The organism is Hymenobacter piscis (genome assembly GCF_018760735.1).
Taxonomy (GTDB): domain Bacteria; phylum Bacteroidota; class Bacteroidia; order Cytophagales; family Hymenobacteraceae; genus Hymenobacter; species Hymenobacter piscis.
The window spans coordinates 69,487-91,625 of sequence record NZ_JAHHZN010000011.1 but is presented as its reverse complement, the minus strand read 5'-3'; the positions used below and the strand labels follow the sequence as shown (position 1 = coordinate 91,625).

The window sequence follows — 22,139 nt, the reverse complement described above, 5'->3', positions numbered from 1 at the left end:
CGCAACTATCTTTCTTCAACGATGAAATCGTTTACTTCTGCCTTTCTGCTGACCCTGGGTCTGCTGACCGCCTGCGGCGGCGAAAAAGACCCCCAGGCCGAGCTGGCTAAACTGAAAAAGGAGCAGGCGGCCAACCAGGCCAAAATTGCCGAGCTGGAAGCCAAAACCGGCGCCAAGGCCGAAAACGCGGCGGCTCAGGCCACGCCCGTTTCGGTGATTAAAGTAGCCCCCGAAGGCTTCAGCAGCTACCTCGAAGTGCAGGGCCGCGTGGACTTCGACCAGAACGCCACCGTGGCCGCCCGCGCCGCCGGTACGCTCACCAGCCTGCGCGTGCAGCGCGGCGACCAAGTGAGCAAGGGCCGGGTGCTGGCCACCGTGGATGCCAGCATCCTCGACGCCAGCCTGGCCGAGCTGCGCACCCGCATGGACCTGGCAAAAGTCATTTACGAGAAGCAGAAGCGCCTCTGGGACCAGCAGATCGGGACGGAAATCCAGTTTCTGCAGGCGAAGAACAACTACCAGGCCCTCCAGCGCAACCTCAGCACCCTCAACCAGCAGCGCGCCCTCTACAACGTGGTAGCGCCGTTCAGCGGGACCGTGGACGACGTGCTGCCCAAGCTGGGCGAAACCGTCGCCCCCGGCGCTCCGGTCGTGAAGCTGATCAGCAGCAGCGGCTCGGGTAAAGTCCTGGCCGAGGTATCGGAAGCCTACGCCTCGCGCATTAAGGCCGGCGACAAAGCCCTGGTAACCATTCCGGACCTGGGCGGGGAGGAGCTGCCCGCTACGGTGCGGGTAGTATCGAGCACCATTAACCCCACCAGCCGCACGTTTACCGTGGAGCTGCGCCTCACAAACGGCAAGGCCGGCAAGTTGCGCCCCAACATGGTAGCCAGCGTGCGCATCCTCAATTACAGCCGTCCGGAGGCCACCGTGGTGCCCGTCGACCTGGTGCAGCGCGACGAACAAAACAGCTACGTGCTGGTAGTCAGTGAGAAAGGCGGCCAGAAAGTAGCCGCCAAGCGCGTCATCCAGACCGGCCAGACCTACAACGGCAAAGTGGAAGTAACCAGCGGCCTGCAGGCCGGCGACCAGGTGATTTCAGCCGGCTACCAGACGCTTAACGAAGGACAGGCAGTTACGCTGTAGCCAAAGAAGCTAGGAGTTAGGAGCCAGGAGTTTATGGAAAATCAACGGGAACCAGCCAAGAGCTTTCAGGAATTACTGGTGTGGCAGAAAGCCCATCAGCTGGTTCTGGCAGTGTACCGGCTTACCGATGCCTTTCCTAAACATGAGCTTTTCGCCTTGACTTCTCAGCTGCGCCGTGCGGCGGTATCTGTACCCGCCAATGTGGCCGAAGGCTTCCGCAGAAGAGGCCTAAAAGATAAAATCAGGTTTTTCAATATAGCGGAGGGCTCTTTAGAAGAGGTGCAGTACTACCTCATACTGGCTAAAGACCTAGGCTATGCGGATACGCACCTGATAACTGAACAAGCGAATGAAGTGAGTCGACTGCTGGATTCCTATGGCAGGACCATGCGAGCCAGATTGGTGGCCGATTCTAACTCCTAGCTTCTAACTCCTAGCTCCTTCTAACATGCAAGACTTAGAAAAAGAATTTGGGCCGACCAGTTGGTCGATTAACAATAAAACCAGCGTCTACATCATCACGGTGTTGCTGTGCCTGGCGGGGATTTTTGCCTACATCAAGCTGGGCAAGGAGAAATTCCCCGACATCGTGATTCCGCGCATCATCGTGGCCACCATTTATCCTGGTACCTCGCCGGCCGACATCGAGAACCTGGTGACGCGCCAGCTCGAAAAAGAGCTCAAGAGCGTGAACGGGGTGAAAAAAATCAACTCCACTTCCAACCAGGACTACTGCATCGTCGACATCGAGTTCAACTCGAACGTGGACGTGCAGTATGCCAAGCAGCTGGTGAAGGACGCCGTGGACAAGGCCGCCCCCGAGCTGCCCAACGATTTGCCCTCGCCGCCCACGGTGAAGGAAATCAACATCTCCGAGCAGCCCATCATGTTCGTGAACCTGAGCGGTAACCTGCCCGCCGTGCAGCTCAAAAAGTACGCCGACGACTTCCAGGATAAGATTGAGGCCCTGCCCGAAATCACCCGCGTGGATATCGTGGGCGCCCTCGACCAGCAGGTGAACGTGGACGTGGACCTGAACAAGCTGCGGGCCTCGCGTCTGGCTTTCTCCGATATTACCCGGGCCATTGGCTACGAAAACGTGACCATTTCGGGCGGCTCCATCGACGTGGGCTCCCAGAAGCGGGCCGTGCGCGTGGCCGGCCAGTACGTGCGCGCCGAAGACATTGCCGACATTCAGGTAAAGAACCTCAACGGCGCGGCCGTACGCCTGGGCGACATTGCCACCGTGGAGGACGGCTTCAAGGACCGCGAGTCCTACGCCCGTCTCGACGGCCAGCCCGCCATTACGCTCAACGTGGTAAAGCGCCAGGGCGAAAACCTGATTGACGCCTCCGACAAAATCAAGGCCCTCATTGCGGAATCGGAAAAGACGCTGCCCAGCGAGCTGAAGGTAACCGTAACCGGCGACACCTCCAGCGACACGCGCGTAACGCTGCACGACCTGATCAACACCATCGTCATCGGCTTTTTGCTGGTAACCTTCATCCTCATGTTCTTCATGGGCACCACCAACGCCATGTTCGTGGGCCTGTCGGTGCCGCTGTCGATGTTCCTGGCCTTTCTCATCATCCCGGGCTTCGACTTCTCGCTGAACATGATCGTGCTCTTCGCCTTCCTGCTGGCCCTGGGCATTGTGGTCGACGACGCCATTGTGGTGATTGAGAACACCCACCGCCTGCTGCACGAGCACCCCGAACTAACCACCGAAAAAGCCGCCAAATTTGCGGCCGGCGAGGTATTCGTGCCCGTACTGGCCGGTACGCTTACCACGGTGGCGCCCTTCGTGCCGCTGATGTTCTGGCCCGGCATTGTGGGCTCGTTCATGTACTACCTGCCCGTCACGCTCATCATCACCCTGATGTCGTCGCTGGTGGTGGCCTTCATCATGAACCCGGTGTTTGCCGTGAGCTTCATGGAGCGCGAGGAGCACTTCGAGGAAGACCTGCACAGCAAGCCCAAGGTTACCAAAGGCTTCAAAATTGCCGTGGGCGTGCTGGTGGCGCTGGGCATTTTGTTCAACGTATTGGCTATTTATTCCAATATAAAAGCCAGCACCGCTGTTGGACCGGGCGTGTCAGTTGGGGCGGAAATTTCATTAGGTGCTCCACTGGGCAGCCTTGGTCACTTCATCGGCAACATCTGCCTGGCCCTGGCCGCCTTCATCGCCCTCGACCGGTTCCTGCTCGTGAAGATGATTGCCTGGTTCCAGACCCGGGCGCTGCCCCGCTTCCAGAACGGCTACGCCAGCCTGGTGCGCTGGTCTATCGGCCATCCGGTGCTGGTGATGGTTAGCGTGGTGGTGCTGTTCCTCGGCTCGTTCGTGGCCGTGGGCCTGCGCGGCCCCAAGGTGGACTTCTTCCCGAAAGGCGACCCCAAATTCATTTACACCTACCTGAAAATGCCGGTAGGTACCCGGGTCGAAATCACCGACTCCATTACCAAAGTGCTGGAAAACCGTATTTACGGCGTCATTGGCAAGAACAACCCCGACGTGGAATCAGTGATTTCCAACGTGGCCATCGGGGCCGGCGACCCGGGCGACGCGTCCTCGTCGAGCGGGACGGCCATGTCCAACATGGGCAAAGTGGCCGTGGCCTTCAAGGAGCTCAGCGACCGGACCGGCCCCGCTACCGGCACCTACATGGATAAAATCCGGGAAGTGGTAAAAGGCATTCCGGGTGCCGAAATTTCCGTGGACCAGGAAGCCAGCGGGCCGCCCCAGGCCAAGCCCATTGCCATCGAAGTAAGCGGCGACGACTACCCCACGCTGGCCAAGCTCAGCAAGAAGGTAACGCGCTACGTTGATTCGCTCAACATTGCCGGTATCGAGGCCCTGCGCTCCAACCTGGAAGACCGCAACCCCGAAATTGCCGTCAACATTGACCGGACCCGGGCCAACCGGGAGGGCATCAGCACCGGACAGATTGGCCTGGAAGTGCGCACGGCCATCTACGGCTCGGAAGCCAGCAAATTCAAGACCCCCGACGATGAGTACCCCGTGCAGGTGCGCTACGCCGAGCCTTACCGCAACGACATCGACGCCATCCTGAACGCCCCCCTGACCTTCCGCGACGCGACGGGCCAGGTGCGGCAGGTGCCCATTTCGTCCATTGCCAGCGTCACCTACGGCTCTACCTACGGCGGCATCCGGCGCAAAGACACCAAGCGCGTCATCACCATCAGCTCCAACGTGCTCAACGGCTACACGGGCCCCGACGTGGTAGCGAACATCCGCACGGCCCTGCAAAGCTTCCCCACCCCGGCCGGCTATACCATCAAGATGGGCGGGGCCGAGGAAGACCAGAAGGAAACCACCGACTTCCTGCCCCTGGCGGGTCTGGGTGCGCTGGCCCTCATCTTCCTGATTCTGGTCACGCAGTTCAACTCGTTCAGCAAGCCGCTCATCATCCTCTCGGAAGTGCTGTTCTCCATTGCGGGCGTGTTCTGGGGCCTGGCTATCACGGGCATGAACGTGAGCATCGTGATGACGGGCGTGGGTATCATCGCCCTGGCCGGTATCGTGGTGAAAAACGGGATTCTGCTGGTCGAGTTCATGGACATTCTGCGCGCCCAGGGCATGCCCCTGCGCGAAGCCATTGTGCTGGCCGGCCGTACCCGCCTCAACCCGGTTATCCTGACGGCCACGGCCGCCACCCTGGGGCTGATTCCGCTGGCCATCGGCCTCAACATCGACTTCTACGAGCTGTTTGCCTCCGGCAACGCCCACTTCTTTATCGGCGGCGAGTCGGTGGTGTTCTGGGGCCCGCTGGCCTGGACTATCATTTTCGGGCTGGTGTTTGCTACCGGCATTACGCTGGTGGTCGTACCGGTGATGTACCTGCTGACCGAAAGTCTGAAGCTGCGCATCAAGGGCACGCCCGAAACGCCGGCTGATGCCGAAGAGGTGGAAGCCGCCACGCCCCCGGTACTGGCCCAGTACTGATTTTTGCCGCGCCTTCCCAGGTTGGTAAGCAAAGGCCGACCGGGAAGGTGCAGTTTTTTTCGCGGGCCTTGCAACCATTGGCCCGCCCCGCGTACTCCTCCGCCCGAACGGGCGGGGCCAACGCGCTGCCGGCAAGCCCGCAGTTTTTCTTCCCCACGTACCCCCGTCGTTTTTTTGTATGATTACCACAACGACTTCCGCCTCCAAATCCATTCGGCAGCAGGTGCTGCGCATCATCAGCAAGCGGAAGGCCATCAAGGCCCGCCGCCTGCGTATCGGCAGCGACCTAAGCCGGGAGCTGGGCTTCGACACCGTAGATGTCGTCGATATTATCCTGGAGCTGGAGCGCAACTTCCACATCATCATTCCCGACGAAGTGCCCCTGGCCACGGTCGGCGACTTCGTGAATTATGTGGCTACCCACACGCCCGCTCAACAGGCAGCCGCGTAGCTCAGTTGTCAGTTGCCAGTTGTCAGTTGTCAGTTGCCGGTTGCCGGTTGCCGGTTGCCAGGGTTGAGTGAACTGGCCGGCTGCTGAGAATTGCCAATAACTCAAAGCCCCGCCCCGACAAATCCGAATTACCGGAGCTGTCGGGGCGGGGCTTTGAGTTGTTGAAGCTGCGGGATTTACTACCGCAGGTTGCCGCCGGCGTCGCCGCCGCTGGGGCGGGCTTCGCCAGACAGGTTGGGCTCCCGGGAGCTGTCGGTGGTAGTCGAGGCGATATCGTGGCTGATGGTAGGAGCGGCAGAGGAGCCGGTACCAGGGGTTGGGGTGGTACTGGGGGCGGCTTGGGTCGCGTTCGGCTGGGCCGACGAACTCATGGCCGAAGCAGAAACGGTGGCAACAGCGGCCGACGGGGCTTTTTCTGCCGTATTTTCTTCGATTACGGTAGGGCGGGTTTTCTCCCACTCCAGAAACTTATCCATCTCTTCCTTGATGGTGGTGCTGAACCAGGCTACCAGGGCCACATCATCGAGCAGGCCCAGCACCGGAATGAAGTCCGGAATCAGGTCGATGGGGCTCAGGAAGTAGATGGTCACTGCCACGGCTGCTACCACGGTAGACGTGGGCACGCCGTGGTATTCTCCGGCCACAGAAGTCCGGATCAGGCGGAAGAGGGTCTGAAGAGTCTCCCAGGCCTCGTGGGCAATGGAGCCGACATCGTTTTTCTCGCTGGCCTTCTGGTACGCGTCGTTGAGCAGCTGCTTCATCCGCGTCGGCTTCTTCACGTACTCTTCGGCTTTGCCAACGAATTTTTTGAATAGGAGCGACGAGGCTACGTCCTGGCCTTTAGGGTTCTGCTTATCCATAATCGGAAAATCTGAGCGGGAATAGAGGAGGAAAGGCACCGGTGGGCACCCATGTGCTCCTATACTGCGTCGGGCGGGAATGGGTTGCCCGGACCCGCTGCCAACAAAAACGCCCCGTTTGAAAAAACGAGGCGTCGGAAAAACGGGAAGGGGAGCCGAATGTTAGCGTTCTACCCGCCCGGCGGCGTAAAAGTTGCGGCTGTAGTAAGCCTGGGTAAGGGAGCTTACCATGACGCCGCCATTGCAGGCTGCGTGGGCAAATTTGTTGTCCTTGAGGTAGATACCTACGTGGTAGATGGGCTGGCCCGGACCCCGGCGGAAGAATACCAGGTCGCCGGTCTGCATTTCGTCCTTGGCAATGTGCTTCACGCTGGTAAACATGGAGCGGGAGCTGCGCTGCAGCGTCAGGCCGTATACTTCTTTGAAAACGCGGGTTACGAACCCGGAGCAGTCGGTGCCGCTTTTACTGTTGCTGCCGTAGCGGTAGGGGGTGCCCAACCAGGAAACCACGGTTTCGAGCAGCGTTTCGTTCTCGGAGTAGCTGGTGGCAATGCCCAGGCGCTGGGCCGCTTTATCGTAAGCCAGCGAATCGGAGGAAGTCAGCACCCGGGGCTCTTCGTCGGAGTCGAGCAGGCCGCCGAGAAAGGAGGCGTGTTGGGTGGAAGCGACCAGCGTAGTGCCGGAAGCGGCGGGAGCTTGTTCAAAGAAAAAGGAGAGGACCATCGAGGCCGCGGCGAGGCAATACAGGATACTGTTTTTCATTGTCCGTCGGGAGGTGGTAAGAACGCCGGCCGGGGCTACCGGGCAACGCAAGCGGGCTACTTTTTTTCGATAGGCAACCGGTCGGTCCGGATGACAAAAAGAGTGAAGAAAGGTATTCAACGACCATACTATCTGCCGGGCAGCACCATAGTCGTTGGGTAAAGCTAATCCTAATCCCCGGGACCGACCAAGGCTTCTTGGGCCTTTTGGTCAAGATTCTTCTTATGATTCAAGTATTTTATTGAAAAGTCATGCAACCTACCCCAACTCCCCCGAATTATGTTCCGTATACTCCGCCCTTCCTTCCTGCCGTCATGGACCTTCCCCGCATCGTCGAAAACTCCCCCTTTGCCCGCCTCGCCCGCCTCAAGCTGGGAGCCCGTACCGTGGCCATGGTGCTGGGCCGCAGCATTCATCTGAGCGGCGTCACGCGGGAGGAGTTTCTGCGCGACCCATTCTGGGTGGCCCACGAAATGGAGCACATCCGCCAGTTTGCGCAGCATGGCCGCCTGGGCTTCTTGGTCCGCTACCTCCGCGACTGGGTCCGCCACGGCTACTACCATATTCCCTTCGAAGTAGAAGCCCGCGCCGCCGCCGAGCGCGACGCCCACCTTTACGCCGCCGGCCGGCCGCTGCCTGCGCCTGCCCAGCGCCACCCCACGCCGAAGGCCAATGGCTGAACTGATGGATGGCTGAATGGCGGGCTGGTTAACTGGCTGAACTGTCGTGGCGAGTGAAGCGAAGCAATCCGTTCTTCAACCTCTTCCCAACCAGGACCTACTTAAAAGCCCCTGACGTGCGCACGTCAGGGGCTATGTGTGTACTCCAAGGTTTAGAGCTGCGGGCAGGACGGATTTCTTCAGACACTGGCTTGATACGCCACATGCCTCGCCATGACAGTTCAGCCATCCAACCGCTATAAAGCGGCCAGGCGGCCACCGTCCACCACCAGGGTGGTGCCGTTGACGAAGCTGGCTTCGGGGGAGGCTACGAAGCAGATGGCAGCCGCCAGTTCCTCGGGGGTGCCTACCTGGCCGGTTATTTTTTCCTTACCGCTTTTCACGTTGGGGTTGCTCCAGAGCATGGGCGTATCCACGGCGCCGGGGGCTACGGCATTCACGCGGGCATGGGTATGCGGAATCTCCTGGCTCAGGCCCCGCACGAAGGCTTCGGTGGCCCCTTTGCTGGTGGCGTAGGGCACCACGTTGGGCGTGGTCTGGGCGGCGTGCACCGAGCTAACGGCCACAATGGCGCCCTGCTTCATGTGGGGCAGGCAGAGCTGGGTGAGCCGGAACAGGGGCCGCAGGTTTACGTGCATGAGCTGGTCCCAGTCCTTGGGGTCGAGCTGCTGAATGGAGTCAAAGGTCATCATGGCGGCGTTGTTGATGAGCACGTCCACCCGGCCCCACTCTTTCACGGTGCGCTCCACGGCTTTCACCAGCTGGCTGTCCTTGGCTACATCGCAGCTGATGAAGAGGGCCTGACTGCCGGCCTGCTCGATGAGGTGAACCGTTTTTTTGCCCTCTTCCGCGTCGCGGCCGATAACGGCCACGCGGCCGCCCTCCCGGCCCAGGCGCACGGCCACGGCCCGGCCAATGCCGGACGTAGCGCCGGTAACAAAACAAATCTTATCCTGAAAGCGACGGACGGTATCGGGGACGGGGGTGAAGGGCATAAAGAGATGGTTAAGCAAAACAGTAGTACCCCAACGCGAAGGCCGCCCGGATGTTTGCGCCCGGCCTGACATCCGGGCCCTGAACAGTGGCCTCTTCAGACGAAAGGGTGCAATTTGGTTTGGCTGTCGGCAACCTTGAAGGGGCTTTTCACGAATAGGGAGCAGAACCAACCCGTTGGCTCTCTCCATTTATTTTCTGAACAATTACTTTCTCCTCCCATGAGCAATCATAAGTCAACCCAGCCCGGCGCTCCGGCCCACAAGCATATTTCGTTTACTCCCGCCAGCGAAGTAAACGGCAGCTCGGATAACGCAGAGCAGAACGAATCGACTACGTCCGCAAAAGCGGAGAGCCGCCAGAACGGCGAGCAGAAGTCCTGGCTCGACCAGCAGCAGTGGCTGCAGAACGTAGACGTAGCCCAACTCTCCCAGCAGGCCAAGGACCTCGGCGTAAAAGCCAAGGATCTGGGCAATAAAGCCAAAGACCTCGGCACAAAAGCCGTAGATCAGGTAAACCGGCTCACGCCAACCCAGAAAGTAGTGGGCGGTGCCCTGCTGGTAAGCGGTTTGAGCTGGCTGGCCCTGCGCGCTAAAAACAGCAAAGGCAAAACCTACTACGGCAGCGACGCCAACACGGCCTGGCAGGGTTCCCCTGACTCGGTGTACCGTGGCGCCACGGCCCGCAACCACGCCGCTGACGACGATGCTGCCCTCTAAGGCTTAGCCTCACCCAGTACCCTGAAAGGGCCGCCGCTACTCAGCGGCGGCCCTTTCGCTTTTATAGCTCTCCGCCGAATACGAGGAAGGGAAGCTGCCACCCGCTCATCCGGCGCGGAATTTTGCAGGATTTCCGGCTAATTCCGTACGTCTTTTCAGGGCGCTTTGTGGTTTAATATTCTACCGGCTGGTCTGTTTCGGACCTGCCGCTTTATGAAAGCTACCTACTCTGCCGTGTCTGCTTCTTCCCATTCGCACCCCGCGCCCGCCGCCGGGCCGCCCGCCTCGTCCGGCGGGATTACCCGCACCGAAGTACTCCAGATTGAGGGTATGACCTGCGCTTCCTGCTCCAACTTTGTGCAGCGGGCCCTCACGCGCACGCCCGGCGTCACTCAGGCCACCGTGAACCTGGCCAGCGAAAAAGCCACGGTGGAATTCGACCCCGCCCGCATTGACTCCGCCGGCCTGAAAGCCGCCGTGGAGCAGGCCGGGTACGCCGTGCACGACGCAGTGGCTCCCGTGACGCCCGGCCTGCTGGCTTCCGATGACGAGCTGGCCGCGCGCAAGGCTGCCGCCTATCAGCAGTTGAAGCGCCGGTTTCAGGTGGCGGTGGGACTGGCTCTCGTGATTATGCCGCTGAGCATGCTCATGCTCTGGCCCGCTCTGATGAGCCGCATTTCGATGCCGGTGCTCAACTATGTGCTGCTGCTGCTTACGGTGCCGGTGCTGCTCTACAGCGGGCGGGAATTCTACGTGTCGGCCTGGAATGGCCTCCGTCACCGCACTGCCAGCATGGATACGCTCATTGCAGTAGGCACCGGGGCGGCGTTTCTCTACAGTCTGGCCACCACCGTGGTGCCGGATTTCTTCCGCCAGCGTGGCCTCGTGCCGGAGGTGTACTACGATACCACGGCCACCATCATTGCCCTGATTCTGCTGGGCAAGGTGCTCGAAAGCCGGGCCAAGGCCCAGACTTCGGCCGCCATTAAGGCCCTGATCGGCCTCCAGGCCAAAACGGCCCGCCTCATCCGCAACGGTCAGGAAGTGGATGTGCCCCTGGAACAGGTGCGGCCCGGGGATGAAGTGCTGGTGCGCCCCGGCGAGAAAGTAGCCACCGACGGCATCATCCTGGCCGGGCATTCCGCTCTCGATGAATCCATGCTTACGGGGGAGAGCCTGCCGGTCGAGAAAACGGCCGGCGACCCGGTGTTCGGGGCCACGCTCAACAAAACCGGCTCCTTCCGCTTCCGGGTGAGCAAGGTGGGCACCGACACCATGCTGGCCCGGATTGTGAAGCTGGTAGAAGAGGCCCAGGGCAGCCGCGCGCCCATCCAGCGCCTGGCCGATCAGGTCAGCGCCGTGTTCGTGCCGGTGGTGATGTTGGTGGCCATTGCTACGTTTGTGGTATGGTTCGATGTGGCCGCGCCCGCCCAGCGCCTGCCGCTGGCGTTGGTCAATTTTGTGGCCGTGCTCATCATTGCCTGTCCCTGCGCGCTGGGGCTGGCCACGCCCACGGCCATCATGGTAGGCACCGGCAAAGGGGCCGAGTACGGGGTGCTGATTCGCAACGCCGAAGCCCTGGAGAAGGCGTACCGGGTGAATACCGTCCTGCTCGATAAAACCGGCACCATCACCCGGGGCGAGCCCGGCGTGATGGACTACGTGCCCGCCGCCACGGCCCCCGCCGATACCCTGGCCCGGCTGGCGGCCCTGGAGCGGCAGAGCGAGCACCCGCTGGCCGAGGCCGTGGTGCGCTACGCCGACGAACAGCGGGCTGATCGACTGGAAGCCACTGGCTTTCAGGCCCACGAAGGGCGCGGGGCCGCCGCCACCGTGGCCGGGTCCGAAGTTCTGATTGGTAACCGCCGGCTGCTGACGGAGCAGCGCGTAGCCCTGCCGCCCGAGTTGGAACAGGCTGCCGAAGAACTGCTCCGCCAGGCCCGCACCGTGCTTTACGCCGCCATCGACGGGCAGGCCGTGGCCCTGCTGGGCGTGGCCGACACCGTGCGCGAAACCTCCCGCGAAGCCATCCGCCACCTGCAGGCCGAGGGCATCGAGGTGGTCATTATGACCGGCGACAACCAGCAGACGGCCGCCGCCGTGGCCGCCCAGGTGGGCATCACCCGCTTCTTCGCCGACGTGCTGCCCGAGGGCAAGGCCGGCAAAGTGAAGGAGCTTCAGGCTGAGGGCCGCACGGTGGCCATGGTCGGCGACGGCATCAACGACGCGCCCGCCCTGGCCCAGGCCGATGTCGGGCTGGCCATCGGCTCGGGTACTGACGTGGCCATGGAGGCGGCCGGCATCACGCTCATGCGCTCTGATTTGCGGGGTGTGGTCACGGCCATCGACCTCTCGCGCCAGACGATTCGCACCATCCGCCAGAACCTGTTTTTCGCCTTCCTTTACAACGTGCTGGGCATCCCGCTGGCGGCCGGCGTGCTGTATCCGTTCACGGGCTGGCTGCTTTCGCCCATGATTGCAGCCGGCGCCATGGCCCTGAGCTCGGTTTCGGTGCTGACCAATTCCCTACGCCTGCGCGCCTTCCGCCCCGAATAACGGCCCGGGGATTTCCCGCCGCTCTTATTCCCACTGCTTTCTTTTCGCTTCCCTCATGGATTCTGCCCAACTCATCGTCACCATGCTCGGCCTCGGCCTGATGGGCTTCGTCGGCTGGTTTTTCTTTCTGGCCCCGCACCAAGTGGCCGCCGCCGTATCGTCCGGCAGCGGAATTCAGGAGGTGGCCATTACGGTAAAGGGCGGCTACTCGCCCAACGTGGTGGAGGTGCGCCAGGGGCAGCCCGTGCAGCTCAACTTCTACCGCGACGAAGACAATAGCTGCTCGGAAGAGCTGCTGCTGCCCGACTTCAATATTCGCCGGGAACTGGCTCCGTTCCAGACCACGAGCATTGAGTTTCTGCCCCAGCAGGCGGGTACGTTTATTTTCACCTGCGGCATGGGCATATTGCGCGGACAGGTGGTGGTGAGGTAGAAAGGGCGACCCGGCAAAAACGAAAGAGGCCCTTCTCCGCAGGGAAAAGGGCCTCTTTGTTACCTATGGAGCCTGTTATTGGACTCGAACCAACGACCTGCTCATTACGAATGAGCTGCTCTACCAACTGAGCTAAACAGGCATTTCCCGGGACGGCATCCCCGTCAGGGGCTGCAAAGATAGAAACCTGGTTCAACAACGCGCAAGTGGTAGCCGGTTTTTTTTCGGGCAGCCCGGTCTATGAGGTTCCGGCGGTTTGGGGCATCTTTGCGGGACTATGGTGAAAGCCCTGCGCAAATTACTGGTCCGCACGCTCGGTTTCGAGCGTTACATCCGTTTCGTGAGCCGCGTGTACCTGCGGCTGGTGGGCGCGGGCTGGGGCAAAACGAAGTATCCGGAGCTCTTTTTCCTGGAGAAAATTGTGCGGCCGGGCTTTGTTTGTCTCGATATTGGGGCCAACCTGGGCTACTACTCGGTGGCCCTCTCGCGGCTGGTGGGGCCCACGGGCCGGGTGCTGGCCGTGGAGCCGATTCCGGATTTCCAGGCCATCTGGCGGGATAACGTGCGGCTCAGCGGCCACAACAACCTCACGCTGCTGCCCTACGCCCTGGGCGGAGAGAACACCACCGTGCGGATGGGTACGCCCGAGCGCAACGGCCTGCTCCACCACGGCATGACCAAAGTAGCGGCCAGCAACACCCAGGAGACCTACGCCCGCACCTACGAGGTGCCCATGCGCGTACCCGACGAGCTGCTGGCCGATCTGACCCGCCTCGATTTTGTGAAGTGCGACGTGGAGGGCTTTGAGTACGAGGTGTTCCGCCACCTGCAAGCCACCCTGCGCCGCTTCCGCCCTCTGATTCAGACGGAACTCAACGGCCTGGAAAACCGCCGGGCCGTGGCCGCTTTGCTGGCCGAGCTGGGCTACAAACCATTTGTGCTCTCGGCGCGTTCAGAACTCGAGCCGTGCTCCGAGGCCCAGCTGGCCAGCGCCGTCACGGCCGATTTTTACTTTCAACCCGTTCGCTAGAACCCGCTTCGCTTCCCGTTGCTCATGGCCAAATTCCTGCTCATACTGCTCATTTTCTGGCTCTTTACCCGGTACGTGCTGCCCGTGCTGCTCCGGTTTGTGGTGGGCACCCTGCTTAAAAAACAAGCCAAGAAATTCGGCCAGCAGTTCGGTCAGCAATTTGGCCAGGATCCATTTGCGCAACCGCCCCGGCCCCGTTCCACCCCAGCGGCCCCCGGCGAAGTGCAGGTTGATTTCGTGCCTCCGCAGCCCAAATCCAAACCCAAGCCCGAGGAATTCAAGGGTGGCGAATACGTGGATTTTGAGGAAGTAAAATAACCAACGCACCTGGCAGAAAAAGCCCCGGACCAACAACTGGTCCGGGGCTTTTGCGTGGCGGTAGGGGCCGGGGGAGGTGCTAAAACTGCACGCCCACCCGCACGCCCGAGTTCAGGCGCTGGCCCGACTGCAGGGCCGTGAAATAATCGACCCGCAGAAACTTGAGGATGTGCTCCGCGCCGGCTCCCAGCTCCAGGTAGTGGCCGGCGGCCGGCGTGCGCAGGTAATTGAGGGTAGCCACTTCCTGCCAGCGCAGTTTCCGCAGCACCGGCACCTTGTTGAAAAAGAAGCCGTTGAAATGGTGACTGAAGTGGCCTTCCAGGTAGTGGCGAGCGGTGCTGTAGCGGTAGTAGTCGAGGAGCTGAAACTGCCGGTCGAAGTTCACGGCCAGCAGGGTGCGGTTGCCGCTGAAGTGACGGAAGTCCACGAAGGTCAGGTCGGGGCGGCCCACGTAGGTGCCGGCGGTGGCATCGAGCTGGGTTTCGCCGAACAGGCCCAGCTCCAGCTTTTTGTACAGGCCCAGCTCCAGGCGGGTGTAGCGCACATCGGCGCCCAGCACGCCGCGGAAGGCCTGGCGGGCGCCCAGCGTGAAGCGCGGGTAGCGCGAGTTGCGCAGGTTGAACTTGCCGTCGGGACGGGTGATGTACTGCTGGCCGGGCTGCCAGACGAGCTCGGCGGCCAGCGTGGCGGCCTGGCTGCGGCCGAAGCCGGTGCCGGCGGGCCGCTCGGCCGCCACGGGCTGGTTGGGGGTGAAGGCCCGGCCCGGCACGTCGCGCAGCAGCCGGATGGTGGTATTCTGCAGCTCCCGCCGGTCGGCGTAGGCCCCGCTCACGGTCAGCATCAGGCCGTTGGTCAGCTCGGTGCGGTAGTTGAGCTCCAGGCCGTCCTGCTGGTAGTATTTGGCGTAGTTGCGGTTGGCCAGCAGGGTGTAAGTGGTGTTGATGTCGGGGGTGTTGATCAGGGTCTGCTGGAAGTTGGCGGCCGGGTCGAAGTCGAGAATGGTGCGGCCCACGGCAAAGCCCACCCGGCTGAACGACTCGGGCCGGTAGGTGTAGTAGCCGCGCAGGCTGGGGCTGAGGCGCTGGTTGCCGAAGCCGTAACGCAGAATCGGAGTCAGCAGGTAGTTGCGGCGGTCCTCGTAGCGCTGCACCAGCGTGGCCGAGGCGTTGAGTACGGTGCCCTCCACCGTGTTGTAGAGCAGGGCCGTCGGGAGCGGGGCCAGGGAGATGTAGCGGTTGCGGAAGGAGTTGCGGTAGGTATAGCCCGTCAGCAGCAGCTCAGCGGGGCTGAAGCGGTTGCGCAGGTGGTCCATCGAATCCTGGTAGGGCTTCGAGCGGTGGATGACCTCCACGCTGTCCTTCACGCGGTAGTCCTTGGTTTCCTCGTCGCTGAGCGGAATGGGGCGCACCTGGTTCCAGTAGGTGGCATCCCGCTCGTTGGCGCCCTGCTCGATGCGCATGATTTCGCCCTTGGGCAGCAGCGCCACGACCTGGGTGTCGGGGGTAGCGGCGGCGGATGGCGGCGCCTGACCCAAGTTCCGGGCCTCGCGCCGGATGCCGCGGGTAGCGGCCCGCACCTGCGCCTGCTGTTGCCGCACCTGGGCCACGGTTTCGCGGTACACCGGCTCGTTGGCGGCGGTGGAAGCGGGAGCAGGGGCGGCCGCCGCTACAGGCGGGGCGGCGTACGTGGGCTTCACGCGGTAGTTTGAGAGCACGGCGTTGATGCTGCCGTTGCCCTTGAAACCCAGCCCTTCGCCGTTCATGTACACTTTCTGCGACTGAATAACCCAGGCCTGGGGGTGGCCGGGGGCGGGGGCGTACAGGATTTCCACCCGCAGCTTGTCCACGTACTCAATGCCGGCGTCGGCGTTCAGGCTCAGATCGAGGCTGTGCAGGCGCCAGGTGCCGTCTTCGGCAATGTAAACGAAACCCGAAAAGGCCGGGTCGATGCGGTGGCGGGGCGTAACGCGGATTTTGTTGATGGTGATGCCGTTCTGCACGGTGGCGCCCACCAGCTCGTAGCGGTAAAACAGCATGGCATTCTGGGCCACCGGCGACACGAAGCCCCGCTCGGCGAAGCCCGATTGCAGCAGGTTATCGTAGAAGTTGAAGCTCTTGGAGGCCCGGTTGAAGCTGAAGCCCTTGCTGCTGCCGCTCACCCTGGACGAAATCATGCGCTCCTGCAGCTGCCCCGGCTGCCGGAACGTGAGGTCCGACACCGACTCGGACAGGTACACGATGCCCGGCTTCACGTCGGGCCCCACCTTGAACAGGCCCATCACCTTGCCCGGCACGTCGGTGAGGCGAAATACCGCCTTAATGTACATGCGGGCCGAGAAGGCCGCCACCTCGGCCCGGTGGTAGCGCCGCCAGTTAATGGCCTGCTGCATGATGGCGTAGGCCGGATCCTTGTCGGAGCTGCGCACCACCACTTCGCGCAGCTGGTAGCTTTCGGGCGTCAGGGTCACATCGAGCACGGTGGCCGTGTCGCCACCGGCCACCCGCACGGTGTGCTGGCTGGGTTTGAAGCCCACGTACTGGTACACCAGCTGGTAGGTGCCGGCCGGCAGCGGGAGCTGGTAGTTGCCCTGCTCGTTGGAGGCCGTGCTGGTGGTGGTGCCGCGGACGGCAATGTTGGCGAAGGCCAGGCCCTCGTTCTTGGGGTCGGTGATGCGGCCCTTCACCACCCCGGCCCGGCCCGCGGGCGTCAGGCCGGCCAGCAGCAGCACTACAAAGAACCCGGCGCGCAGAAAACGTAACAGCATAGAACAGGAATAACAGGCAGTGAAAGTAAGAGGAAATCCGGTGGGCAAGGGTTGCCCGCCGCCTTATTTTTCCGTTACTAAAGTCCCTGCTCCCGCATCGCGCCCACCCCGGTCTGCGGCCATAGTTGATAAGGGAGCTATTTTAGCCGGATCAGCGTTGGAATCAGCCCGGCCGCCGACCCTTGGCGCCCGCTTCCTTTCGTCACCTCACTGCCCCCGTATGTTCAAGCCCGCCGCCCCCAAGTTCTACACGCCCACCGAAGCCCTGCGCAAAATTGCTGAGTTCTGCGCCTATCAGGAGCGCAACCAGAAGGAAGTGGAAGCCAAGCTGCGCAGCTACGGGCTCAGTGAGGACGAGGCCGGCGAAATCATCATCCGCCTGAGCCGGGAAAAGCTGCTCGACGAGGAGCGCTACGCCCAGGCCTACGTGCGCGGGCACTACAGCAATAAGAAGTGGGGCCGCCGCCGCATCCTGCAGGAACTCAAGCAAAAAGGCCTGTCCGACTACTGCATCAAGTCGGGCATGAAGGAAATCGACGGCGACGTGTACTACCAGAACCTCGTGGACCTGCTCGAAAAGAAGGACCGCCAGGAAAAGGAGCGCCACCCCGGCAAGCGCCGCCAGAAAATCCAGCTCTTTCTCATGACCAAAGGCTACGAGCAGGACCTGATCAAAATGGCCCTCGATGATTTGGGTAAAGGAGGCGAGGACGACGAGGAATAACCGTCGTTGCGCCGTTGCGGGGGCGGCAGTTTTTACCGCTTCGCCGGGAGCTGCGGGGTATTCATCTGGCGGGTCAGGATAACGCGGCGGCCGGTCATGGTCTGGAGCATGGGGCGCAGGATGCGCTGGGCGTTCTGCTCGGTCTGGGCCAGAATACCGGAGTTCAGGGCCGCCCGGCGCACGTTGGCCTCGGCGTATTTGTAGCCCGCATCCACCAGCTCGGCATCCTGAAAAAAGCCGTTTTCGATGCTGTAGACCTTGCTTTTGCGGTGGTCGATCTGCCAGACGCAGAGCTCGGGCGCGGGCAGGGCCACGCGCACAACGGAGTCGCCCTCCAGCACCACGTCCTGGGGGCGCAGTTTGCGCAGGTCAAGGCAGCCGATGGCGTTGCCGGCCACGATGAGGGCTACTTTGGCGTCGGGCAGGAAGCGGTAGGTGCTTTTCTTGTACTCCACCACGTCGCGGAATTCGTAGCGCACCAGCTCCATCCGGCCCAGGGCCTCCACTTTTTCCAGCACCGTATTGTGGGTGACCGTCACGCGCGGATTCGGGTTGAGCGGGTTCTCAAACGCCGTGAGGGCAGGGCGGACTTTCGTCCAGAGAAACCACCCCAGCCCCAGCAGAAACAACAGCGGCAGCAGGCGACGGAGCAGGTAGGGCATAGCAGGCGGGCGAAAGCGGAACAGTGAGTTGGTAACCGATACGGAAAAGGCCCGGTTTCCGCCGCCGTAAATTCCGCCGCCGGGCAGCAGCCAGGCGGGGCAACAGGCTACAACCCGCCGAACCCATCCCAGGCCTGGAGGCCACCGGTGTGCAGGGCCACCACGGTGCTGCCCCGGCGGAAGTAACCTTTCGCCAGCAAATCAAGCACCCCCACCATCATTTTGCTGGTGTAAATCGGGTCGAGCAGGATGCCGTGGCGGTGCTGGAACTCCCCAATGAACTGCCGCAGGGCCGGGCTGAGGCGGGCGTAGCCCCCGCCGTGGTAGTCGGTGCGCAGTTCCCAGTTGGCGTAGGTGCGGCCGGTGCCGGCCAGGGTGAGCTGCCGGATGTCCTGGCGCAGAAAGTCGGCACCCTTGAGGGCGGCGAAGCCCAGGGCCTGCTGGCGGCCGTGCAGGCCGGTGAGCAGACCGGCCAGGGTGCCGCCGGTGCCGCAGGCTACGCAGAGAATATCAAAATCGGTCAGCGCCCGGATTTCCGGCACCAGGGCGGCGCAGCCCGGCAACGCCAGCGCGTTCGAGCCGCCCTCGGGCAGCACGTAGGCCGGCCCGGTGGCCTCCAGCAGCTCCGCCAGCAACGCCGGCTCCTGCTTGCGGCGGTAAGTGGCCCGGTCCACGAACCGGAACTGCATGCCGTCGGCGGCGGCGCGGGCCAGGGTGGGGTTGAGGGGGCGGTGGGCCAGCTCTTCGCCCCGGACCACGCCCACCGTGCGGCGGCCGGTAAGCCGGCCCGCCGTCGCCACGGCCGCCAGGTGGTTGGAGTAGGCCCCGCCGAAAGTCAGCAGCGTGTCGTGGCCCAAACGGTCGGCCTCCCGCAGGTTGTGCTGGAGCTTGCGCCACTTGTTGCCCGGCAATTCGGGGTGAGTCAGGTCGTCGCGGGCCAGCAGCAGGCGCACTCCGGCCCGTTCGGCCAGGGGCTCCGCCAGCGGGGAAAGGATGAGCGGGGGCAAGGTGAAATAGTGAGATGGTGAACTGGTGAGTTGACGTTCTGCGGGCCTGCTGGCGCGAGAGGTGGTAGAGACACAATATTTTGGGTCTCGCCGTTGCACAGTTCATCCGACGGGGGATGTCAGCAACGACGAGACCCAAAATATTGTGTCTCTATGGCGGCGGTACATCGTTCAGCAACGACGAGACGCGGTTACGGCCATCACCAACCCGGGCTTTTCGAGGAGCGAAGTTCGGTAAAACAAAAACCCCCGACGCCAACGGACGTCAGGGGTTCAGTGCTAAAGTATGATTCGAGCTGCCGCAAGACTAGGTTGATTGGTGGTGGCCAGCTGGCTCGTTGACCATCAACTCACCAATTCACCACCTCACCATTTCACCTCACGCCAGCAGCGTGTCGGAAATGGTGCGGGGCTCGGGGCGGTGGCGGACGGCGTAGAAGAGGGCCGCCAGCAGGGCCATAAGGAGCAGGACGGACGACACCAGCGACACCGTGTTGCCGAGAGCGTACTGGGCGGGCTCGAATTTGAACTCGATGGTGTGGCTGCCGGCCGGTACCTGCAGGGCCCGCAGCACGTAGTTGGCCCGCAGGTGGGGCACCGGCTGGCCGTCGAGGTAGGCCTGCCAGCCATCGGCGTAGTAGATTTCCGAGAACACCACCAAGCCGGCCTGGGCCGCGGTGGTGCGGTAGGTAAGGGCGTTGGGCGAATACGTGGTCAGGGCGATGGTGGAGCCTTCGGTCGGGAAAGTGGTCTGGGCCAGCGGGAACTTGGCCACGTCCACCACGGCCGTAGTAGCGGGGTTCAGCGTGCCCAGGGCCTTGATTTCCTCGTCGGGGTTCTGTACGGGCTGCACCTGGGCCACGTACCAGGCGTTGCCCAGGGCGCCGGGGTTGCGCACGGCCTGCTGGGGCTGCTTTTCCGCGGGCGGCGTGATGAGGTAGCGGGTGTTGAGCATGTTGAGCACCGGGGCCGCGTCGGGCCGGCTCTCAGAGTAGATGCGCTGGAGCTGGGGCGACATCTGGCGCTCAATCAAATCCTGGTAGCGGCGCAGCTTGGCCCCGTGGTAGCCGCCAATGCTCTTGTGGAAATACGAGGTTTGCGCTTCGTTGAAGGGGTTTTGCAGGTTCAGCACCCGGTAGCTCAGGTCCTTGTCCTGCAGAATCTGCTGGTCGGCGGCGGAGGGTACAAACTGCTCGGTCACGGTTTCCTGCTGGAAGTTGCCGTCGTTGAGGTAGCGCTTGTCCACGCCCCACAAATCCACCAGCGTGAGCAGGCCCACCAGGGCCGCGGCCAGGCCGCCCGAGAGCTTGCGCTGCAGGAAAAACCACAGCACCCCGGCCGTGAGGGCCACAAACAGCAGGGACCGGAACACGTCGGAGCGGAGCAGGGAGGCACGGTCGGCCCGCAGCGCCTCCAGCGGGAAGCCCTGCTGCTGGAGCTGGGCATCGATGGGCGCTGCAAAATCGGATACCAGCCCGGCCAGGAAAGCCAGGGCGCACAACCCGGCCGTGATGGCCAGGGCCCGCAGCACCTGTTGCTTGAGGTAAGCCGTGTCGGCGGTATCGGCGGGGCGACCGGCGAGGGCGGCCAGGCTCGGGTGGGTGCTGACGGCGGCGGCGGGTTCGGCCTGAACCCGGCGGCCGCGCAGCACGCGGGCCAGGGCCAGCACGGCCAGCACCGGCATAGCCAGCTGGGCAATCACGAGGGCCATGCTCACGGCTCGGAACTTGTTGTAGCCCGGGAAGTAGTCGAACATGAGGTAGTTGAACGTCTCGAAGTTCTTACCCCAGGCCAGCACCACGGAAAGCAGCGTGCCCGTCAGCAGCCAGATGCGGGTGCGGCGGTCGGCCACCAGAAGGCCCAGCACGAAGAGCAGAAACACCACCGCGCCCACGTACACCGGCCCGCTGGTGATGGGTTGGTCGCCCCAGTAGGTGGGCATCTGGGCCAAGTAGTCGGAGAGCTGGGCCGGGGGCACGCCGGCGGCCGTGAGGGCCTTGGCCGTTTCCGAGTTGTCGGCGAGCTTCATCTGGGAGGCGCCGCCGTAGAAGTTGGGCACGAGCAGGGTGGCCGTTTCGCCGATGCCGTAGCTGTAGCTGAAGGCGTACTCGCGGTTGAGGCCGGAGCCGTTTTCCACCGGGTCCTGGACTTGGCCGGGCGCCGCCGGAGCCGGCGTCGTCAGTTCCGATTTGCCCCGAATGCTGTACTTGCTGTAGTCGAGCGTAACGTAGAGACGGCCGAAGCTCACGCCTACCGCCAGCAGGGCGGCTACCGCCAGCAGGGCCGTCCGGGTGAAAAAGTCGGGCAGGCGCTTCTCGCGGAAGGCAAAAATAAGCTCCACCACCCCGAACACCAGCACCAGCAGCAGCAGGTAATAGGTTATCTGGAGGTGATTGGAGCGCACGTTCATGGCCAGACCCAGGGCGAACAGGGCCGTGCCCAGCCACTTGTTGCGCCGGAATGCCACCAGCAGCCCGGCCAGCACCAGTGGAGCGTAAGCCAGGGCCAGGCTCTTGGTGTTGTGGCCGGCGGCCAGAATAATCAGGTTGTAGCTCGTGAAGCCCAGGGCCAGGGCGCCCACCACGCTCACCAGCGGCGAGAGGCCCAGGGCCACGCACAGCGCGTAGCCGCACACCAAAGCCAGAAACAGGTTGGCTACCACCGCCGGCAGCCCGATGGTGAAGAGCTTGTGCAGGTACTGGCTCAGGTCGCCGGGGAAGCGGGTGCTGATCAGGTAGGTGGGCATGCCCGAGAACATGGAGTTCGTCCAGAGCGCCTCCTCGCCGGTCGCCTCGCGGAACTGGGCCGCCTCCTGCGAACCGCCCCTAAATTGCACGATGTCGTGCTGGGCCAGGGTTTTGCCATCGAAGAGGATGGGCGAGAAGTACACGGCGGCCAGCACCAGGAAAAACAACACGGCCAGCAGGTGCGGCAGCACCCGCCGCCACAACGGCGCAGCGGCCTGACGGGGAGAAGTGGTCATTCGGCTTATGGAAAGTCGGATTGGGCTCCCGGGCCGCCAAAACCGCCGCCAGGGAGCCCCGAAGGTAAGAGAATGTTGCCTGTTGCG

At 62.8% G+C, this 22,139-nt stretch carries 18 protein-coding genes and 1 tRNA gene; 11 read left to right on the top strand and 8 right to left on the bottom strand.

The features are described 5' to 3' along the window. The first annotated feature begins 21 nt into the window (after positions 1-21). The 4 genes from KLP40_RS13130 (at position 22) to KLP40_RS13115 (ending at position 5,561) form a co-directional block, all read left to right on the top strand. Entirely contained in the window at positions 22-1,146 is a 1,125-nt protein-coding gene (locus tag KLP40_RS13130) for an efflux RND transporter periplasmic adaptor subunit (RefSeq protein ID WP_215594241.1), read from the top strand. Positions 1,147-1,179: 33 nt separating this feature from the next. Continuing rightward, positions 1,180-1,569, top strand: a complete 390-nt coding sequence (locus tag KLP40_RS13125) for a four helix bundle protein (RefSeq protein ID WP_215594240.1) — start codon at positions 1,180-1,182, stop codon at positions 1,567-1,569. A gap of 25 nt (positions 1,570-1,594) precedes the next feature. Continuing rightward, positions 1,595-5,110: an efflux RND transporter permease subunit gene (locus KLP40_RS13120; protein WP_215594239.1), complete on the top strand. Its 3,516-nt coding sequence runs from the start codon at positions 1,595-1,597 to the stop codon at positions 5,108-5,110. 178 nt (positions 5,111-5,288) lie between these two features. Continuing rightward, on the top strand, positions 5,289-5,561 hold the full coding sequence (locus tag KLP40_RS13115; protein ID WP_215594238.1) for an acyl carrier protein: 273 nt from the start codon (positions 5,289-5,291) through the stop codon (positions 5,559-5,561). A gap of 179 nt (positions 5,562-5,740) precedes the next feature. On the opposite strand, the gene KLP40_RS13110 is transcribed toward KLP40_RS13115, so the two are convergent. Together KLP40_RS13110 and KLP40_RS13105 are read right to left on the bottom strand one after the other, a co-directional pair. Then, positions 5,741-6,421: a YkvA family protein gene (locus KLP40_RS13110; RefSeq protein WP_215594237.1), complete on the bottom strand. Its 681-nt coding sequence runs from the start codon at positions 6,419-6,421 to the stop codon at positions 5,741-5,743. A 162-nt stretch (positions 6,422-6,583) separates the two neighbouring features. Continuing rightward, the gene (locus KLP40_RS13105) at positions 6,584-7,183 is read right to left on the bottom strand and encodes a C40 family peptidase (RefSeq protein WP_215594236.1); all 600 of its coding nucleotides are present in this window, start codon (positions 7,181-7,183) and stop codon (positions 6,584-6,586) included. A 314-nt stretch (positions 7,184-7,497) separates the two neighbouring features. On the opposite strand from KLP40_RS13105, the gene KLP40_RS13100 reads away from it, so the two are divergent. Next, complete coding sequence (locus tag KLP40_RS13100; protein ID WP_215594235.1) at positions 7,498-7,863, top strand: hypothetical protein; 366 nt, start codon at positions 7,498-7,500, stop codon at positions 7,861-7,863. A 236-nt stretch (positions 7,864-8,099) separates the two neighbouring features. Here KLP40_RS13100 and KLP40_RS13095 read toward each other — a convergent pair whose 3' ends face one another. Next, a complete protein-coding gene (locus KLP40_RS13095) occupies positions 8,100-8,858 on the bottom strand; it encodes an SDR family NAD(P)-dependent oxidoreductase (protein ID WP_215594234.1) in 759 nt (252 codons plus the stop codon). A gap of 219 nt (positions 8,859-9,077) precedes the next feature. Here KLP40_RS13095 and KLP40_RS13090 point away from each other — a divergent pair, with 219 nt between their 5' ends. The 3 genes from KLP40_RS13090 (at position 9,078) to KLP40_RS13080 (ending at position 12,564) form a co-directional block, all read left to right on the top strand. Further along, complete coding sequence (locus tag KLP40_RS13090) at positions 9,078-9,575, top strand: hypothetical protein (protein WP_215594233.1); 498 nt, start codon at positions 9,078-9,080, stop codon at positions 9,573-9,575. Positions 9,576-9,809: 234 nt separating this feature from the next. Further along, entirely contained in the window at positions 9,810-12,131 is a 2,322-nt protein-coding gene (locus KLP40_RS13085; protein WP_317196773.1) for a heavy metal translocating P-type ATPase, read from the top strand. Between the two features lie 55 nt (positions 12,132-12,186). Next, entirely contained in the window at positions 12,187-12,564 is a 378-nt protein-coding gene (locus KLP40_RS13080; RefSeq protein ID WP_215594231.1) for a cupredoxin domain-containing protein, read from the top strand. 66 nt (positions 12,565-12,630) lie between these two features. Here the strand turns inward: KLP40_RS13080 and KLP40_RS13075 are convergent. Continuing rightward, positions 12,631-12,706 (bottom strand) — tRNA-Thr (locus KLP40_RS13075). A gap of 135 nt (positions 12,707-12,841) precedes the next feature. Between KLP40_RS13075 and KLP40_RS13070 the strand changes: the two genes are divergently transcribed. Both KLP40_RS13070 and KLP40_RS13065 read left to right on the top strand, forming a co-directional pair. After that, entirely contained in the window at positions 12,842-13,594 is a 753-nt protein-coding gene (locus KLP40_RS13070; RefSeq protein ID WP_215594230.1) for an FkbM family methyltransferase, read from the top strand. Positions 13,595-13,618: 24 nt separating this feature from the next. Beyond that, complete coding sequence (locus tag KLP40_RS13065) at positions 13,619-13,912, top strand: DUF4834 family protein (RefSeq protein ID WP_215594229.1); 294 nt, start codon at positions 13,619-13,621, stop codon at positions 13,910-13,912. 79 nt (positions 13,913-13,991) lie between these two features. On the opposite strand, the gene KLP40_RS13060 is transcribed toward KLP40_RS13065, so the two are convergent. Then, positions 13,992-16,676 carry a DUF5686 and carboxypeptidase regulatory-like domain-containing protein gene (locus KLP40_RS13060; RefSeq protein ID WP_215594228.1) on the bottom strand — a complete coding sequence of 895 codons (2,685 nt, stop codon included), beginning with the start codon at positions 16,674-16,676 and terminating at the stop codon, positions 13,992-13,994. 220 nt (positions 16,677-16,896) lie between these two features. Between KLP40_RS13060 and KLP40_RS13055 the strand changes: the two genes are divergently transcribed. Then, positions 16,897-17,400: a regulatory protein RecX gene (locus KLP40_RS13055; RefSeq protein ID WP_215594227.1), complete on the top strand. Its 504-nt coding sequence runs from the start codon at positions 16,897-16,899 to the stop codon at positions 17,398-17,400. A 32-nt stretch (positions 17,401-17,432) separates the two neighbouring features. Here the strand turns inward: KLP40_RS13055 and KLP40_RS13050 are convergent, their stop codons facing one another. From KLP40_RS13050 to KLP40_RS13040, 3 genes are all read right to left on the bottom strand, one after another. After that, entirely contained in the window at positions 17,433-18,062 is a 630-nt protein-coding gene (locus KLP40_RS13050) for a DUF4230 domain-containing protein (RefSeq protein ID WP_215594226.1), read from the bottom strand. Positions 18,063-18,169: 107 nt separating this feature from the next. After that, on the bottom strand, positions 18,170-19,069 hold the full coding sequence (locus KLP40_RS13045; RefSeq protein ID WP_246558824.1) for a 1-aminocyclopropane-1-carboxylate deaminase/D-cysteine desulfhydrase: 900 nt from the start codon (positions 19,067-19,069) through the stop codon (positions 18,170-18,172). Positions 19,070-19,448: 379 nt separating this feature from the next. Next, positions 19,449-22,052, bottom strand: coding sequence for a YfhO family protein (locus KLP40_RS13040; protein WP_215594225.1), 2,604 nt, complete (start codon positions 22,050-22,052; stop codon positions 19,449-19,451). Positions 22,053-22,139: the final 87 nt, after the last annotated feature.

Excerpts from the sequence above, each read along its gene's own strand:
- KLP40_RS13130 (WP_215594241.1), top strand. The coding sequence starts at position 22 with ATGAAATCGTTTACTTCTGCCTTTCTGCTGACCCTGGGTCTGCTGACC.
- KLP40_RS13125 (WP_215594240.1), top strand. The coding sequence starts at position 1,180 with ATGGAAAATCAACGGGAACCAGCCAAGAGCTTTCAGGAATTACTGGTG.
- KLP40_RS13120 (WP_215594239.1), top strand. The coding sequence starts at position 1,595 with ATGCAAGACTTAGAAAAAGAATTTGGGCCGACCAGTTGGTCGATTAAC.
- KLP40_RS13115 (WP_215594238.1), top strand. The coding sequence starts at position 5,289 with ATGATTACCACAACGACTTCCGCCTCCAAATCCATTCGGCAGCAGGTG.
- KLP40_RS13110 (WP_215594237.1), bottom strand. The coding sequence starts at position 6,421 with ATGGATAAGCAGAACCCTAAAGGCCAGGACGTAGCCTCGTCGCTCCTA.
- KLP40_RS13105 (WP_215594236.1), bottom strand. The coding sequence starts at position 7,183 with ATGAAAAACAGTATCCTGTATTGCCTCGCCGCGGCCTCGATGGTCCTC.
- KLP40_RS13100 (WP_215594235.1), top strand. The coding sequence starts at position 7,498 with ATGGACCTTCCCCGCATCGTCGAAAACTCCCCCTTTGCCCGCCTCGCC.
- KLP40_RS13095 (WP_215594234.1), bottom strand. The coding sequence starts at position 8,858 with ATGCCCTTCACCCCCGTCCCCGATACCGTCCGTCGCTTTCAGGATAAG.
- KLP40_RS13090 (WP_215594233.1), top strand. The coding sequence starts at position 9,078 with ATGAGCAATCATAAGTCAACCCAGCCCGGCGCTCCGGCCCACAAGCAT.
- KLP40_RS13080 (WP_215594231.1), top strand. The coding sequence starts at position 12,187 with ATGGATTCTGCCCAACTCATCGTCACCATGCTCGGCCTCGGCCTGATG.
- KLP40_RS13070 (WP_215594230.1), top strand. The coding sequence starts at position 12,842 with ATGGTGAAAGCCCTGCGCAAATTACTGGTCCGCACGCTCGGTTTCGAG.
- KLP40_RS13065 (WP_215594229.1), top strand. The coding sequence starts at position 13,619 with ATGGCCAAATTCCTGCTCATACTGCTCATTTTCTGGCTCTTTACCCGG.
- KLP40_RS13060 (WP_215594228.1), bottom strand. The coding sequence starts at position 16,676 with ATGCTGTTACGTTTTCTGCGCGCCGGGTTCTTTGTAGTGCTGCTGCTG.
- KLP40_RS13055 (WP_215594227.1), top strand. The coding sequence starts at position 16,897 with ATGTTCAAGCCCGCCGCCCCCAAGTTCTACACGCCCACCGAAGCCCTG.
- KLP40_RS13050 (WP_215594226.1), bottom strand. The coding sequence starts at position 18,062 with ATGCCCTACCTGCTCCGTCGCCTGCTGCCGCTGTTGTTTCTGCTGGGG.
- KLP40_RS13040 (WP_215594225.1), bottom strand. The coding sequence starts at position 22,052 with ATGACCACTTCTCCCCGTCAGGCCGCTGCGCCGTTGTGGCGGCGGGTG.